Here is a 16,905-nt window from a genome sequence, read left to right on the forward strand (position 1 = left end):
ATTACGACCGTATGAGCCGATACCTCCTCCAGCTTCGATAATCCAGCCTGCCACGGTAGGTACACAGAAGTAGCCTACAATACCGATAAGGAAGAAGACGATGTAATACCACGTCCCCGAATCTGGTAGGTAGTTAGGGTCACTGAGCGCTTCTATATCCTTCTCTATCATCAGCACCTGTATTTTTGTAAGCAGTGCCGTAAGAATAGAGCTGACAGGCAGCCACAGGTAGACAGAGATATAGCGTGAGAACCATGCCGTAAGTGAGCCTGCAAGACCATCCCATACGGCAATGCCGAAGACTATCGGACCGAGAATGGCAAGGACGATGAGTATGAAGGTGCGCAGTGTGTCGATGATAAGTCCTGCAGCATGGAACAGAAGTTCTAAAAGATCGTGTACCATCTTCATAATCCATTGCTTGGTCTGATAGGCAGCACGCTCGGCATACATACCCGCTATCGTCACAGCATCTTCAGGTCCGATGATGCCCATTTCCTCTATCTTCTCATCGAACTTCTCGTTGGAGACAAGGTAGGCTGTTTCAGGATTTCTAAGGTAGGCTTCCTCTTGCAACTTGTCTCGCTTGGCAGTAAGCTCGGCAAGGTTCCCCTCCTGCTGATGCACCATCATCTCTGTACCCTGCACTACAGGCGAGAGAACCGCATTCATCGTACCCAGTACGACTGTTGGGAAGAACATGATACAAAAGCCCAGCACGAAGGGGCGCAGCAAGGGAAAGACATCTATCGCCTCGGCACGGGCAATGGAAGCCCATACCCGAAGAGCAATATAAAAGAGTGCTCCCAAGCCCGCAATGCCCTTGGCAATGCCCGTCATCTGGGCACAGAGCGGCATCATCTCATCATAGGTTGAGCGTAGCAGCTCATGTAAACTGGCAAAATCCATAAGCAAAAGTGTGTTTTATGAAAGTTCTTTCAAGTTCTTTTTTTAGTCTGTGGATTTACCAATACCTGCTTGCCGTATTACCATAGAGTGCCTTAACAGAGGCAAGGTTGTTCTTCTCCCTTGCACGCACATAGCTCACAGAGATGTTTTTCCTTGTATAGTAGGAAACGAGCGAGCGATTTTCCCGAAGCGTAGTATAGATACGATCGATTGCCTGCATTCGTTCGTGGTCGTTCATCGAGAAGACATTACTCTTAACGATGGACTTTAGTTCCTTAAGACTCTCACCGCTCTGCTCCAGAAGCTTGGCATAGCCCGAAGCCATCGCCGCGAGTTCCGAAGGGCGGAAATTCTTGTCCGAAAGCATCTTCTTATACGAGGTGACGTAAATCTCCGAGATATCACCCACCATAAGGATGCACTCTTTGACCTTATAGGCATCACCAATGAGGTTATTCACCTTCTTGAGGGCATCATAATACTTCTTGGTGTCGTTGTAGAGTTTCTCTACCTCCTTAAAACCGTCAAGGGTATTCTTCACCGTCTTCGAGGCGGTGGCAATCTCCTTGACCGAATTGACGATGTTGCCGGCAAAATTGCCAGGGTCGGTTACTACCCACTGTGCGTGAGCTTTGGGAACAGAAAGGCTCAATCCTAAGAGAGCCATGAAAATGTACTTTTTCATTGTTACTATAGTTTTGATGGTTTGTACTTATTTCTTTTTATTGTTTCTTTTCTCTATGGCAAGCTGACGGATAGCCGTTTCGATATCCCCACCAAGCTGTGCAGCCCTGTTCATCACCTCCACCTTCTCGGTTTCCTCCGTGGTGTAGGTGAGGTATTCCTCCATGCTCACTTCTGTAGCATAGACGGCACTCTGCATACCGCCCAAGCCTATCCACACCTCCTTGTAGAGTCGGCTGGGGTCGTTGTTCTGGTTGATGGAGAGTATCTGGCTCTTTTCCTTTTCAGACAAGCCGAGCATAGCCTGTATGCCATCGAACTTGGTCATATACTTGCGCTGGTCGAGCAGTATCTTGCAGTCAGAGTTGTTGATAATACTTTCCTTGACTATGGGCGACTGAATGATATCGTCCACCTCCTGCGTTACGACAATGGCTTCCCCGAAATACTTTCTCACCGTCTTATAGAGATACTTGATATAGTCCGCCATATTTGCCGAAGCAATCGCCTTCCACGCTTCCTCAATGAGTATCATCTTGCGGATACCCTTTAATCGGCGCATCTTGTTGATGAAGGCTTCCATGATAATAATCGTTACCACTGGAAAGAGGTCTTTATTGTCCTTCACTTGGTCAATCTCGAAGACGATGAAGCGTTTGGAGAGTAGGTCGATGTTCTTGTCCGAGTTCAGCAGGAAATCATATCGTCCGCCTTTATAGTATTGCTTTAAAGTAGTTAAGAGGTTGTTGATATTGAAGTCTGAGAGTGTTACCTTGATGTCACGCTTTTCCATATCCTTGCGGTACACGTCCCGCAGATACTCATAGAAAGTATTAAAACAGGGTATAACGCTATGGTCTGCACATATAAGCTCGATATAGGAGTTTACAGCAGAACCAAGTTCGCCTGCCTCGGTCTTAGTAATATGTTCATCAGCACTTTTCCAAAGTGTAAGTAATAACGTGCAGATACTCTCCCTTTTCTCTACATCGAAGAAGTAATCATCCGTATAAAAAGGGTTGAAGGATATCGGACTTTCATTGGTATAGGTGAAATACACACCATCCTTGCCCTTAGTCTTGCGGTGGATAAGTTCACACAAGCCTTGATATGAGTTACCCGTATCGACCAAGAGGACGTGCGCCCCCTGCTCGTAATACTGGCGTACCATGTGGTTGGTAAAGAAAGACTTACCACTACCCGAAGGACCCAAGATGAACTTGTTACGGTTGGTGATGACTCCCTTTTTCATTGGTAAGTCCGAGATGTCCAGATGAACAGGTTTTCCCGAAAGGCGGTCTGCCATCTTGATGCCGAAGGGAGAGAGTGAATCCTTGTAGTTCGTCTCTGCCGTAAAGAAGCAGAGGGCAGGCTCGATGAAAGTATAAAACGACTCTTCTGCAGGAAAGTCTGCTGCATTGCCGGGAATACCCGCCCAGTAGAGCGTTGCCGCATCAATGGTGTTGTGGCGAGGGTGGCATTCCATAAGAGCAAGTGCAGAGCCCACGTCATTCTTGATCTGGCGAAGTTCTTCCTTGTCGCTACTCCATGCCAGTACGTTAAAATGGGCACGGATAGATGTCAGCCCCTGTGAGTGAGCAATATTGAGATACTCCTGTATCCACTCCTCGTTGATTTGGTTGCTACGGCTGTAGCGTGCCAATGAGTGCATGTTCCTTGCCTGCTTTTCGAAGCGTTCCAAGTTGGCGTCGCTATCCTCGATAAAGAGGTACTGGTTATAGATATGATTGCAGGGCAACATCAGCCCTACGGGAGAGGCAAAGGAAAGACGGCAGTCACTTCTGTCGGTGGACAGTCGTTCATATCGGCTGTCCGTGCTGACCGTTGTCGGCAGGTCGTCCGTGTCGGAGAGTGTATGCAGACAAAGCATATTGTCGCCCACACGCACAAGGTCTGCGCCCAAGCGGATGTCCTCCAACGAGGCGTGTCCTTCTTCCGAGAGGGAGAAATAACGATCCAAGAGACCGCCTTTTTCCTTTGTACCTATCAATTCTTCTTCAGTCATGCGGACAATCCTTAGCTGCTCGGTATCGTTGATGATACGTTCGAACTGGTCTACGGCTTCCATAAACTTCATCACTTCGTCTTTGTTGGTGATTTCCTTAGGCAGCAGGTGACCACGGCAGAGCGAAGAGAAATTACTCTGCTGTGCCATACGCTGCTTGTTCGTCTTGGTAAGGAAGAGATAGACTGAATGGTGGAGATACGGACGTTCGTTGAAGTGCCGTTCAGAGGAACGGGCAAGGAAACTCAGGCTGCCATCGGAGAGCTTTCCTTGGTAGTCCTCCTTAATGAACCAGTCCTGCTTGTGTACGATGCTGTAATTGGGTAGCACTTTTATAGCCTTGTGCCAGGCAGAGTGCATTGCTTCGTATTCTGTAGAGGTGACGGTAAAGAGTTCGGGAAGTTCCACACGGAAAGCCACCGTGATGTCAGCATCCTTGCTCACCATGCAGCCCTGCTCTATGGAGAGTAGCGGGAACTTCGATTCAAGGGTCGTTATCTTGCTTTTATTTCTCATTTCTTCGCTTTCTTTGGTTGAAGGTTACGGATAAGGTGGAAGACCGTACGGCGGTTCACAAGGTAGCGTGGGTGCATACGCACTGCTCCCTTTTTCATCAGTCCGTATTGCCCGTACTTTCTGTTCATGGTGAACGTTTGCCATACCACAAGGCTGGCACCCACTACACCTATGACAAGACAGGTTACTTGGCTGACTCCGCAGAGATAGAGAATGACCACAAGAATGAAGACAGCCAGCAGTCCTCCTGCAAAGAGGAAGAGATACTGCGCCTTCAAGCCCTTGAACTCTACCGTCCGGCCTACACCCTTGTTGATTTCAAATGCAGCCATCGCCTTACAGGAAGAAACTTCTCAAGATAGTGGCTGCCACAATGAGGAAGATACACGCACCGAACCAAGAGGCTGCGGTCTTGCTCGTATCGGGGTCACCACTTGAGAACTTGTTGTACACTTTAATGCCTCCAATTAACCCCACTACCGCCCCTACGGCATAAATGAGTTTCGTGCCGGGATCGAAGTAGGAGGTTACCATTTTTGTAGCTTCATTGATACCGGCAATACCATTGCCTTGTGCGTATGCTCCTATGGTGGCAGTCATCAGCAGGAGCATCATCAGTGTAATTTTTTTGTTCATTTGTATGTTATAATTTTAAGTGTGATAAAATTGCTTGTTCTTAAAAGGAAGGGGAAAGAGAGGCACATTTTCATGTGGAAACCTTGTAACTGTTAATGAGCCGTTTTCTTTTCCCGCTTCCAGCGTTGATTGTTTACAGATAATATGAAAGAGGCTTGTCATCGTCATTATCGGATGAAGTGTCAGAAGCGCTTGAATCTGCCGGTATTGAGTTTTGAGAAAACAACATTGCTTGTTGCTCGCTTTGTTCTTCCGCTTTACGGATTTTCTCCAATAGCGAAGTTTGCTCACCCTGCATCTTAGCGATGTTCTCCTTGTACTTATCCAATAGATCTGAGTCTTGAAGCTGCCGAATGGTCTCTTTGACTTCTTTCTCATCAGCCTCCTCACAGTTCTTTGCCCATTTTTGCAGGCGGACTAAGTCACGTGCGAGGACGGACTGCCCTGACATCTCGGTTTCGTCCGATGTGGGCTCAATGGGCAGAATTAATTCCTCACGGGCGACCTCATTCTCATCAACTCGCTCCATCTCGAAATCAACGTCCATCTCGTTGTCCTCTTCCTTCATGTCCTCTTTCTTTTCGGAGTTCTGAGGTGCAAAATTATTAGTATTCTGCTCTGAATTTTCAGATGAAGAAGCAGAGGGAACTTGTGGGATAATAGGGGAAATGGAACGGCTTTTGCCAATCAGCACAAACTCGGCTTGATCTTCTGTTCCTTCTCCTTTTTGTCCGTCTTTTTCCTTCGTCGCTTCATTCTCCTTAGTCTGCTCATTGCCCTTTTTATTTTTCTTGATAAGGATGCCATACGGAGATACATACCGCATATAGAAGTACAGGATACCCAGCATTATCCAAATGATGATGAGTATCAGTATAAAACTGAAAAGTATTGTTTCCATCATAGTGTTATTGTTGTCTTGCGTCTTTGTTTTGCTGCCGCACTGTTGAGCAATTCCAAATGTTCACGCAGGTGTTCCCTAAGAATGTTGTCTATATATGCGGCTATGGAAACACGCTCCCCCAAGTCCTGCAACACGTTGCGCAGGTTCTGCAGCGTTTCCAGATTAATGGAGAAGGCTGTCCGCATTTGGGAGCGGACGGGATGAAAGTACAGGGAACGGTAGTCCTCTATGGAAAGGGAGGACACGCCGGGCTTTTCCATTCTCGGCTTCCTTTCCCGTTTCTGTTCCGTGTTCCCCGTTTCCTCTCTTTCTATTTCATCTACCGGTTTTTCTTTTGCTGTTTTCGTTTCTTTCGTCTCTTCTAAATTATTGTCTTCCTCCCCTGATGTTGCAGGGGAGGACTCAGTATCCTCGGAAGGGTCGAAGGAGTTTGGTATCGTGACAGGTTTTACCACGACATTGTCCTCTGCCATTTTCTTCAGCTTGTTTTCCAGCTGTTGCTTTCTTTCCTCAATCGTTGCCATTTTCTGTTTTCGTTTTTAGGTTGAGACGTTGAATTATCTCATTGACGAGTTCGTCCAGCCCTGTACCCATTCGTAATCCCCTTGCAGGAGGCTGATAGGTAGAGCGGAACACTCCGCGCAGTCCGTATGTGGAAAGTTCGTGAGAGAAGCGGTGCGTGGCATATACATAGCCAGGCAGGAGCGTGAGTTCGTATTCGTTGATGAGCTTTGTATATTCATCGATGATGATGTTCCTTACTCTTCTGTCCACCTTGTTCCAGAACAGGATAATGTCCTTTATCCGAGAGTCGGACATTGAAACTCCAATCTCCGTGATAGTCTTGGCGTATGCCAGACATGAAACCAGCGACTGAATGTCGGCTTCAATCGGAGAAAGGATATAGTCCATCTGAAGGGACAGTTCCATCAGTTCGGTTGTTCCGGCATGTCCCGGGAAATCAAATATAACCAACTGGTACTTCTCGTTGCTGATACCCTCGATTTTACTTCGTGCAGTCCTGACGGCTTCCTTGGGTGCAGACTTGTAAATTCTGTATGCTTTTTTGCCAAGGTGATGAAAGTACTCCTGCATGGATTTGGAAAGCTCTTCGCTCTCTTGAACGATACTTTTCTCACGTTCCCTCAGTTTGTAGAAAGAGTCTTGCGACAGGTCGCAGTCCATCACGAAGAGGTTGATGCCTTGTTCGTAGTACAATATGCTGCTTACGATTTCGGCAAGAGTACTTTTTCCCACTCCTCCCTTTTGGGAAGAGAAGCCCAGAAAAAGGGGGCGTTGTTCTTTGTTCTCCATAATGATAATTTCTTAGTTCATATTATTTGTCTATTTGATGTTTGGATATTCTCTCATTATTAAGAGTCATCAGCAGACAGTTTGCTCTGACTGCGTATGGTTCGGGCGATAGTCCAAAAGGACGATTTCAAGTTCTTACAATTTGTTGTATTGACAATAGTTTGTCATGACAATAAATTGTTATGAATATGTATTGTTCCTTCTTTTCATCTTTGGTGCAAGCAGGCGGTAATATGATATATCTTTTGCTTGTGTTATCATACCATTGTTCGCTCGTTCTGATTGCAAAATAAATGATATTTCTGCTGATTTTATTACAACGATGAAGTGTAGGGAAATACGAGGAAAAAGAGTGAATATCTCTGATAATGAGATATTTGAAAATCTGCCGTAACTTTGCAGGCGAGAATAATACATGGAGGTAACGTCCCGAAGCAGACACCCCAAAAGGGTGGATACTTCAATCGTATCAACTCTTGATATTGGCAAGGTGTGTCTTTGTAACACAAACCATAGTTTGTACCACAAAGACCCTTGCCCCGAAGGGGATGAATCACTCCAAAGTCGTAATTAAAAAACAGAAGAGATTATGAATAAGGATACGGAACACGGTTCAGAACGAAAAACCGCAGAAAAGCCACGTTGGGACAACTGGCATGTACGGTTGCCCAACCCCAAAGACCAGCAACGGGCGATTGATTTGTTCCATAAATCAGGCGCAGAAACCAAGTCGGATTTCGTGCGTGGTCGTATCCTTGGAGAGAGTTTCAAAGTGATTACGGTGGACAAATCTGCCGTCGAATATTACCGAAAACTCTCAGAACTCACGGCACAAATCCACAAGATTGGCGTGCTGTATAATCAAGCCGTACGTGCCATCAACAGCTATCACAGCGTGAAAACCGCACAGATACTGCTTGAAAAGTTGGAACATTTATCGGCTCAAATTATCACCTTACAAGAGCAGGCTATCAATCTAACCATTGATTATAGAAAGAAGAAGTATTGAGAATTTAGTTAGAAAAATGATAGCAAAAATTTCAGCAACGGAGAACCTCGGAGGGGCATTGGGCTACAACTTCAAAAAGGTGGAGAAAGGGGAAGCAAGCATTCTCCTTGCTCAAGGCTTGTATCAAAACAAAGAGGGAACTTATACGATGGCTGAAGTATTTACCGATATGCAAGCACTTATCTCGGAGAAACACCGAACAAAAAAGATGGTGTTCCATTGTTCGCTCAATCCGCACCCAGACGAGAAACTCTCTGATGAAACACTCATGCAGATTGCCAAGGAGTATATGGAGACACTCGGTTATGGCAAACAGCCCTATATCGTCTTCAAACACAACGACATTACCCGTGAGCATATACACATCGTATCGCTTCGGATAGATGGTGAGGGAAAGAAAATCAACGACAAGTTTGAAAAGCGAAGGAGCAAGCAGATTACCGATGCCTTGGAAAGGAAATATAGCCTTATTCCAAGTTCAAAAGTAACTGATAGGGAAATGAAGGAAGTATCTAAAATTGATACCACCAAAGGGAATATCAAGGAACAAGTAGCCGAAATGCTTCTCTCTGTCCTAAAGCATTATGAGTTCTGCTCACTTGGAGAATTGAATGCCATCCTCTCCATATACAATCTTGCAGTGGAGGAAGTTAAGACAGAGTTTCGGGGAAAGAAATATGACGGACTGGTTTATGTCCCAACTGATGATAAGGGTGACAAGGTAAGCACACCCATCCATGCCTCCGACATCGGTCGTGGTGTGGGCTATACTGCCGTACAGAACAGGATGCAAAAGTCGAAACAAGCTATCAAGCCATTGATACCTGCTATCAGAAACAAGGTTTTGCAAACAATGCGTTCCTCTCCGAAGACGGAGGAAGAACTTCAGCAAAGACTGGAGGAACAGGGCTTGTGGGTGGTCATCCGAAAGAATGAGGGTGGGCGCATCTATGGCATCACGTTCATTGACGACAAGGAGGGCATTGCGCTTAATGGCTCCCGATTGGGTAAGGGATATGCCGCTAACGTATTCAATGGCTATTTCTCCAATCCAACACATAATCCGTTCTTAGATGAAACGCAGTATGGCAGTCTGTCTGCCCGTTTGGATCAATCTGCAACCGTTCACCCTTCGCAGCTAAATACGGAGGAAAGCGACAACCTTGTCGATGAACTTATCGAGGATATGGTGGGGGACTCTTTCGTATCTACGGGCAACGATGATTGGAAGGAGGCGGCTTGGCAGCGTAAACTCCGTAGACAAAATAAGGTTAATCTTAGACGAAAGAAAAGATAGGTTAGGTGTTTCAAACTTTGTTTGAACAGCATTCAAATGCAATTCAAATAACGATAATACAACAAATATAAAAACAATATAATTATGGCACAGGAAGATGATTTAAGGGCATTGGGTAAGGTCATGGACTTTATGCGGGGCATATCCGTGATATTCCTCCTTATTAACTGTTATTGGTTCTGCTATGAGGCATTTCATGTCTGGGGGGTTACGCTTGGAATTATTGATAAGATACTGATGAATTTCCAGCGTACCACAGGATTGTTTTCGTCCATCCTCTGGACAAAACTCTTTTGTGTGGTATTCCTTGCTCTCTCCTGCCTGGGAACAAAGGGGGTGAAAGAGGAGAAAGTCACGTGGGCAAAGATTTGGACGGTGCTTTTCTCAGGCTTTGTCTTTTTCTTTCTCAACTGGTGGCTATTGGTATTGCCCATCGGTAAGATCGGGGCAGCTTCGCTCTACATCTTCACACTTTCCGTTGGCTATATCTGCCTGCTGATGGGTGGCGTATGGATGAGCCGACTATTGAAGAATAATTTAATGGACGATGTTTTCAACACAGAGAACGAGAGTTTCATGCAGGAAACTCGGTTGATGGAGAATGAATACTCTGTCAATCTTCCTACACGCTTCTACTATAAGAAGAAGTGGAACAATGGTTGGATTAACGTAGTCAATCCGTTCCGTGCCTCAATGGTGCTCGGCACACCGGGTTCTGGTAAGTCCTACGCTATCGTGAACAACTACATCAAGCAGCAGATAGAGAAAGGCTTTGCCATGTACATCTACGACTACAAGTTCCCAGACCTTTCCGAGATTGCCTATAATCACCTGCTCCAGCATTTGGACGCTTACAAGGTAAAACCACAGTTCTTTGTGATTAACTTTGACGACCCACGCAAGTCGCACCGATGTAATCCCATCAATCCTGCCTTTATGACGGATATATCGGATGCCTACGAGAGTGCCTACACCATCATGCTCAACCTCAACCGTTCATGGATACAGAAGCAGGGGGATTTCTTTGTGGAGTCTCCGATTATCCTGCTGGCTGCTATCATCTGGTTTCTGAAAATCTATGAGAACGGAAAGTATTGCACCTTTCCTCATGCCATCGAGTTTCTGAACCGCCCCTATGCTCAGATATTCCCGATACTCACCTCATACGATGAACTAGCCAATTATCTTTCTCCCTTTATGGACGCATGGGAGGGTGGAGCGCAGGACCAGTTGCAGGGACAGATTGCCAGTGCCAAGATACCACTTTCTCGAATGATAAGCCCTGCCCTTTATTGGGTGATGACAGGTGACGATTTCTCACTTGACATCAATAACCCTAATGAGCCGAAAGTCCTTGTTGTTGGTAATAATCCCGACCGACAGAATATCTATTCGGCTGCACTCGGTCTTTACAACAGCCGTATCGTGAAACTCATCAACAAGAAGAAGCAACTCAAATCTTCAGTGATTATCGATGAGTTGCCGACCATTTACTTTCGTGGCTTGGATAATCTTATTGCCACAGCCCGAAGCAACAAGGTAGCGGTATGTTTGGGCTTTCAGGACTTCTCACAGCTTACACGAGACTATGGAGACAAAGAAAGTAAGGTCATTCAGAATACAGTAGGTAATGTGTTCTCCGGGCAGGTAGTTGGAGAAACTGCCAAGACATTGAGTGAGCGGTTTGGTAAGGTTCTTCAACAGCGACAATCCATGACCATCAATCGCAACGATAAGTCCACCTCCATTTCCACGCAGATGGACAGCCTTATCCCTGCTTCCAAAATCAGCAACCTTACACAGGGAATGTTTGTTGGTGCTGTGTCCGACAACTTTGATGAGCGAATCGAACAAAAGATCTTCCATGCGGAGATTATCGTGAATAGTGCAAAAGTCTCTGCTGAAATGAAAGCCTACCAGCCCATACCCGTGATAGTGGACTTTATAAACGAAGATGGCTCCGATAATCTGGAAGAAACTATCGAATTCAATTACCGAAAAGTGAAACTAGAAATACGTTCACTGGTGGATTATGAAATTGAAAGGATAAAACAAAATCCGAGTTTATCAAATTTAATAAAGCCGTCGTAGCTTTAAATTCATAACAACAACTTCTAACAAAATCATATGATGAATTTTCTTTAATCTTTTTTATTGCGAAACAGCAATGATTTAATAGGATTAATTATTAAAGTTCTATAGGATACACAAAATTCAACTTTCACGAATCCATTCTTAGTGGATTCTATCTGATGTGAACTTAACTCTTCAGATGATACAAATGTTATCATTATTTCATTTCGTTGATTATCTTCACTAAATGCCAAAATTGAACATGGAATATGCCTATTGTCTATTATTAATTTACAGTCTTTTGAAAACATATAAAAATTCCCAATCATTGTAATGCTAAGAGTATACACTTTTCCTTTAATAGAAGTGTAATTCGTATTTTCATTTATCGAATTTACCGAATGTGATTCTCTTAAAACATAATTAGAAGCAACATAAATAGTAAGACTTAACAGTAATACAATTATAAACATGCCATATTTATCAAGGAAAGACACCTCCGAATAAAGTTCTTTCTCAAATTCTGGGCTGTGTAAATTTTGTGTTTTCATATATTTAACTGATTTTTTACCAATGTGTAGTATAATCCACGCATTGCTATTAAGGATTCATGCTTTCCTTCTTCAACGATTTTACCTTTGTCCATCACTATAATCTTATCTGCATTTCGCACAGTACTAAGCCGATGGGCTATAATTACTGATGTTTTTCCTACAAGGAATTTATTTAATGAATCCATTATCTGTATTTCATTATTTGCATCCAAAGAATTTGTTGCTTCATCGAGAAAGATAAACTGAGGTTTTTTGTATACTGCTCTAGCTATCAAAATTCTCTGCTTCTGTCCAAGGCTTAGGCCTTTCCCTTCATGCCCTATTTGGGTTTTATAACTTAAAGGTAATGACTCTATAAAAGAGTCTATATTAGCCACATGTGCGGCAAACTTCATTTGTTCAAGATTAATATCCTCCTCTTTGGGAGATATATTAGAGGATATAGAATCTGAAAAGATATAGCCATCCTGCATTACCACACCACATTTCATTCTCCATTGATTGATGTCACAGTCAGATAATGCAATGCCTCCAATATAAATTTCACCTTCTTGCGGGACATAAAATCCTAATATCAGTTTTAACAAAGTAGTTTTTCCACTTCCACTCAAGCCAACGATTGCAGTAGTTTTCCCTTTCGGAATAGTTAAATTTATATTTGTCAATGTATATTGTTCATCCAATTTGTCGTATTTAAACGAAACATTAGAAAAAGAAATATCACCATCAAATCCTATAATTTGCTTACTTTGATCGTCATTTTCATTTGGAATTGCATAAACGTCATTAAGTCTTTCATTACTTAATTTGGCATCTTGATATTTATGCATCAATCCTATCAGTTGTTCAATAGGACTATTTAATTGTCCAATAATAAATTGAATAGCAATCATCATACCCAATGATAATTGCCCATTAATTGTATAAACAGCAACTACTGTTGTTATTACTGCATTTTTAACTTGATTAATTATTATTCCTCCAGATGTTTGGTATTGAGATATAGTTAAACCCTTTCTTAAGATATTGTAAATCTGCACTTGAATTTTTTCCCATTTCCATCGTTTTTGATCCTCACATCCATTGAGTTTGATTTCCTGCATGCCGTATACAAGTTCGTATAGGCTTCCTTGAATTGCTGCATTTTGTGCAAATAGCTTGTTGTCAAGAACTGCACGTTTTCTCATAAAAAAAGCAACCCAAATTAAGTAAATCGCACTTCCCATAAAGAATATGGCAAAGATAATCCAACTATATATTAACAAAATTGTACCAAGAATAAGTATATTAAAAATATAAAGTGTAAAAGTAAGGCAAGTCTCTGTAAGAAAATCTTTGATTCTAGAATGGTCTCCTATACGTTGTAAGATATCTCCAGTCATCCTTTGATCAAAGAAACTAATGGGAAGCCTTGTTATTTTCAATATAAAGTCAGATATAATTGTTATATTTATTCTCATCCCGACTCGAAGCAAAATCCAGTTTTTTATAAAATCTACAGAATTAGCTCCAATAATTAATACAAGTTGAGCAATAAGAATAAGTTTTATAAAGCTTATGTTTTTATGTGCTATTCCAATATCTACAATTGCCTGCGTCAAAAAAGGGAGAAGTAAAGTCAGAATAGAAGTAAATAATATCCCTGCTAAGATGTTTGTAAACTGAGTCCTATAGCCTTTTAGATACGATAAAAGACCAACATTATTCTTAGTATTATTAGCATTTTTTACCTGAAAATCATTTCGGGAATTAACATTGGGTTCCAAGCACAAAAGGACACCTTGATCATCAGCAGATAGCCAGCAATTTGAAAATTCTTTGGAAGAATAAGAGAATCTATATCCAATAGGGTCTGACACAAAAAAAACAAAATCGTTTCCTCTTTTCTGTATTTTGTAAAGAACGACATAATGCCCTTGATTCCAATGAAGAATACATGGTAGAGGCATTTCATTTAGTTCCTCCAATTTGCATTTAACACCAATACTTTCAAAACCAAGTTTTTCGGCCGCATGCTGAAGAGCAAGGAGAGACACACCTGTTTTTGAAAAACAGCAAAGATCTCGAATTAATTCTACATCTTGTTTGATGCCATAAAAAGAACATATCATTTTTAGACATGTCGGACCACAATCCATATTATTGAGTTGGGTATAACACGGAAATTTATTTGTAAACATGTATTACGAATTACAAATTTTAAATTCATTAGAAGCAAGTTCAATGGCAGATATTGGAGGACACATATATCTAAATTTGCAATTTTTGCAATCAACAAGATTTCTTGTTAATCGCCATGAACGGTTATTTTTAAATTCATTTATTACAGAGTTTACAATAAAGTTTTTATCAGTAATCTTCCCTATACAAATATTAGAACCATGAGGTAAAATGTTTCCATTAGGCAAAATATCCAAAATGCCAAAAAAATTATAATTCAACTTAGTATTTCTCATAATTTCCCTTATCGTAGGACGAGTTGAGATTATATCATGCCAAGAAAGATAAACAAACTCTTTTAAGAAGTCAATATTATCTTTTGTCCATATTGGTTTGAGATCTACGTGAGAGTCAAAAATAATATCATCTTTCCCATATACGACTTTACAGAAACTAACATTCTTCATATTTGAAACAAATACTGATTCTAAATACGGTTGACTTTTTCCAACAGTATATCGATCAAAGTACAAAATCAAGGATATATTCTTATGAACCAGAGAAATCTTTTTTATGGTCTGGTAAGTCATACCATCAATATAGCTATGAATTCTGTAATTATATGGATATTTTTCAAGCAAAGAAGACAGCCTTTCTATTTCACCATCTTCCATCGAAGACAAGTTGATAATTAAGTCTATATTTTTAATGCTTGTGATAAAAAGGGAGTTTAATATTTGTTTTAGATTTTCGTAAGATAAAGATTTCGCATTTTCTATATTAGAAGTTCTGACAAATAATTGAGAAAACGTCTCCATTCTTGCCGCATCGACTTTATTATTGACTTTGGGAAAGGGTATATTTATGCAGATATTTATCCCTGTTACAAACCTTGCTTTATTTCCCATAATTGATATTTGATGTTCAATACAATCGCCCCTTTCTAAATCCCGTTGGAGATTAAGAATGGGTAATAAAATCAATGGTTTATTACTATTATTTTCTATGTACAGTAATCCTTTGTTTATAGCTTCAAGAACAACATTATTCATATTCTCATCACAGAATTCGATACTTCCTAGATTAGCCGGATTTTGTAATTCATGTAGAAGTGTAAGAAAATCAGGATTTTCAGTATATAATATAGAATAGATTTCCGCATTATACATAAATACGGATTTGTCATTGATGAAATCGACAAAGCTCTTTTCGGATAAGCAAATCCATTTTTTTTCTGCCATCATATTATTTCATATTTTGTCATAATATACTCGTAAGACTCCGGAAAAGTTCTCACAAAGTCATATATTTCTTCTTGCATCAGTTGAAATTCTTTTGGGGTAACAAAGTAATTACATTTTGCATTAGGAGATACCAACTGACCTGTATTAAAAAAACAATTTAAACATCCCCTATAGTCTCTACATTTTGAGCAAACTGGACTTATTCTAGAATAATATGAATTGTATTTATCTGCGACATTTTGATAATCTAGTTCTACTACTCCATTTTGTATTTTCCCTAAAGAATATGTAAATCCAATTCGTTCGCATGGAAAGATCTTTCCATACGCGGAGATAAAAATCTTTTTGGTAAAAGGTAAGCATGTCCCTGTTGGAGGTTTACTCTTGCTAGTATTTGATAAATACAACAATTCATTATAATCTGAGAAAAAATATTCGCTATACATTTGGAAATATTTAGCCACATTCTCAAATTTTGGTGCATGCTTAAAAGAGTCAGGGGTATGTTCCTCTTGAATACTTAAATCATCATTTTTAGGCTGATACATCTCTTGAAAAGTTCTCAACATCAGAGGATTGATGCCAACATTGTTGATTTCACTAGTTGAAGGTGTTTTTCCATAACGTTTCTGAATATAGGATATTGTAGAACTATTAGTAGTCCGGTTGGTTATAACCGAATTAAAATCTACATTATTAAGAAAAAAGTTTGGATATACTGTTTTGATATAATCTAGATTATCAATAACTTTGTGGAACGAAGGGTGCTCGCGAGTATCGACCCTATAAGAATTAGCATACTCGTCTCCGTCTAGACTGATGAGCAAACGAAAATTCTTTTTTACAAGATAGTCAATATATTTACGCAATAAAACAGCATTTGTTGTCATTGAGAACTGGAAATCCTTGGAAAATGTTTTCATTTCAGATTCCACATAATCAATTATTTGACGAATGAGACTCATATTTAAAAGAGGCTCACCTCCGTAAAAACTAATATGAATCACAGAAGGTCCTGATACGTCATATCCCTTACTCCAAAGCTCTTTTATCTTTCTCAAAAGAGCAAGAGCATCATTTGTAGTCAGATTGTTATTATGTCTAGGATCTTTGTTGTTATACAAACTTCCATAACCACAATACTTACAATTTAAATTGCATCTTTCCGTGACCTCAAATGTAATTTGTTGAGTATTAGCAAAAAATAATTTTACGTCTTCTGCTGTTAATTGTTGCATTTATCTTAGTTTAGAAGGTAATATACTAAGGAATAAAGTAGGGGGTGCATGGCTTAGATCTAATTCATACGCCCCCTTCTAAAGGGTGTGACTGCTTATGGATTACGTACCACAACTTGTCCATCGTTCATATCTGCAATTACTACAGTCTGGGAACCACTAGATGATTTGCTCCCTTTGTAGTTAGCATTAGCATTAGCTTGGGTTGAAGACGAACCATGACATCCACAACCACAAACGTTACCACCAGTAAGCGCATTCATTTCGCGTGCGCCCATAGCTCTTCTTGAGAGCTCAATCATACTGATCTTTTTCATAATCAATGATTTTAATTTATTAAA

16 protein-coding genes are annotated in these 16,905 nt (G+C 41.1%); 3 read left to right on the forward strand and 13 right to left on the reverse strand.

Annotation, left to right across the window (positions count from 1 at the left end):
- The 8 genes from traJ to HMPREF9144_RS06435 form a co-directional block, all read right to left on the reverse strand.
- The coding region (gene traJ, locus HMPREF9144_RS06400; RefSeq protein ID WP_006045102.1) for a conjugative transposon protein TraJ at positions 1–909 on the reverse strand (909 nt) is incomplete at its 3' end.
- A gap of 55 nt (positions 910–964) precedes the next feature.
- Positions 965–1,594 carry a DUF4141 domain-containing protein gene (locus tag HMPREF9144_RS06405; RefSeq protein WP_004353763.1) on the reverse strand — a complete coding sequence of 210 codons (630 nt, stop codon included), beginning with the start codon at positions 1,592–1,594 and terminating at the stop codon, positions 965–967.
- Between the two features lie 27 nt (positions 1,595–1,621).
- On the reverse strand, positions 1,622–4,135 hold the full coding sequence (locus HMPREF9144_RS06410; RefSeq protein WP_006045103.1) for a TraG family conjugative transposon ATPase: 2,514 nt from the start codon (positions 4,133–4,135) through the stop codon (positions 1,622–1,624).
- The gene (locus HMPREF9144_RS06415) at positions 4,132–4,467 is read right to left on the reverse strand and encodes a DUF4133 domain-containing protein (RefSeq protein ID WP_006045104.1); all 336 of its coding nucleotides are present in this window, start codon (positions 4,465–4,467) and stop codon (positions 4,132–4,134) included. The genes HMPREF9144_RS06410 and HMPREF9144_RS06415 overlap by 4 nt, the downstream gene beginning before the upstream one ends.
- A 4-nt stretch (positions 4,468–4,471) precedes the next feature.
- Positions 4,472–4,771, reverse strand: coding sequence for a DUF4134 domain-containing protein (locus HMPREF9144_RS06420; RefSeq protein WP_004342556.1), 300 nt, complete (start codon positions 4,769–4,771; stop codon positions 4,472–4,474).
- Positions 4,772–4,904: 133 nt separating this feature from the next.
- On the reverse strand, positions 4,905–5,675 hold the full coding sequence (locus HMPREF9144_RS06425; protein WP_006045105.1) for a hypothetical protein: 771 nt from the start codon (positions 5,673–5,675) through the stop codon (positions 4,905–4,907).
- On the reverse strand, positions 5,672–6,199 hold the full coding sequence (locus tag HMPREF9144_RS06430; protein WP_006045106.1) for a DUF3408 domain-containing protein: 528 nt from the start codon (positions 6,197–6,199) through the stop codon (positions 5,672–5,674). Before HMPREF9144_RS06430 ends, HMPREF9144_RS06425 begins: the two co-directional genes overlap by 4 nt.
- Positions 6,186–6,989 carry a division plane positioning ATPase MipZ gene (locus tag HMPREF9144_RS06435; protein ID WP_006045107.1) on the reverse strand — a complete coding sequence of 268 codons (804 nt, stop codon included), beginning with the start codon at positions 6,987–6,989 and terminating at the stop codon, positions 6,186–6,188. The genes HMPREF9144_RS06430 and HMPREF9144_RS06435 overlap by 14 nt, the downstream gene beginning before the upstream one ends.
- 589 nt (positions 6,990–7,578) lie before the next feature.
- Here HMPREF9144_RS06435 and HMPREF9144_RS06440 point away from each other — a divergent pair.
- From HMPREF9144_RS06440 to mobC, 3 genes are all read left to right on the forward strand, one after another.
- Positions 7,579–7,998 carry a plasmid mobilization protein gene (locus HMPREF9144_RS06440; RefSeq protein ID WP_006045108.1) on the forward strand — a complete coding sequence of 140 codons (420 nt, stop codon included), beginning with the start codon at positions 7,579–7,581 and terminating at the stop codon, positions 7,996–7,998.
- A 16-nt stretch (positions 7,999–8,014) separates the two neighbouring features.
- Positions 8,015–9,295, forward strand: a complete 1,281-nt coding sequence (gene mobB / locus HMPREF9144_RS06445; RefSeq protein ID WP_040595619.1) for a conjugal transfer protein MobB — start codon at positions 8,015–8,017, stop codon at positions 9,293–9,295.
- A gap of 84 nt (positions 9,296–9,379) precedes the next feature.
- A complete protein-coding gene (gene mobC, locus HMPREF9144_RS06450) occupies positions 9,380–11,386 on the forward strand; it encodes a conjugal transfer protein MobC (protein WP_006045110.1) in 2,007 nt (668 codons plus the stop codon).
- 50 nt (positions 11,387–11,436) lie between these two features.
- On the opposite strand, the gene HMPREF9144_RS13700 is transcribed toward mobC, so the two are convergent.
- From HMPREF9144_RS13700 to HMPREF9144_RS06475, 5 genes are all read right to left on the reverse strand, one after another.
- Positions 11,437–11,919, reverse strand: a complete 483-nt coding sequence (locus HMPREF9144_RS13700; RefSeq protein ID WP_006045111.1) for a hypothetical protein — start codon at positions 11,917–11,919, stop codon at positions 11,437–11,439.
- Positions 11,916–14,102: a peptidase domain-containing ABC transporter gene (locus HMPREF9144_RS06460; RefSeq protein ID WP_006045112.1), complete on the reverse strand. Its 2,187-nt coding sequence runs from the start codon at positions 14,100–14,102 to the stop codon at positions 11,916–11,918. Before HMPREF9144_RS06460 ends, HMPREF9144_RS13700 begins: the two co-directional genes overlap by 4 nt.
- 3 nt (positions 14,103–14,105) lie before the next feature.
- Positions 14,106–15,326 (reverse strand): hypothetical protein, encoded by a 1,221-nt coding sequence (locus HMPREF9144_RS06465; RefSeq protein ID WP_006045113.1) that lies wholly within the window; start codon positions 15,324–15,326, stop codon positions 14,106–14,108.
- The gene (locus HMPREF9144_RS06470; RefSeq protein ID WP_006045114.1) at positions 15,323–16,564 is read right to left on the reverse strand and encodes a radical SAM peptide maturase; all 1,242 of its coding nucleotides are present in this window, start codon (positions 16,562–16,564) and stop codon (positions 15,323–15,325) included. Before HMPREF9144_RS06470 ends, HMPREF9144_RS06465 begins: the two co-directional genes overlap by 4 nt.
- Before the next feature lie 95 nt (positions 16,565–16,659).
- On the reverse strand, positions 16,660–16,905 hold a 246-nt coding region (locus tag HMPREF9144_RS06475), incomplete at its 5' end, for a TIGR04149 family rSAM-modified RiPP (protein ID WP_006045115.1).

Source organism: Prevotella pallens ATCC 700821 (assembly GCF_000220255.1).
Taxonomy (GTDB): Bacteria; Bacteroidota; Bacteroidia; order Bacteroidales; family Bacteroidaceae; genus Prevotella; species Prevotella pallens.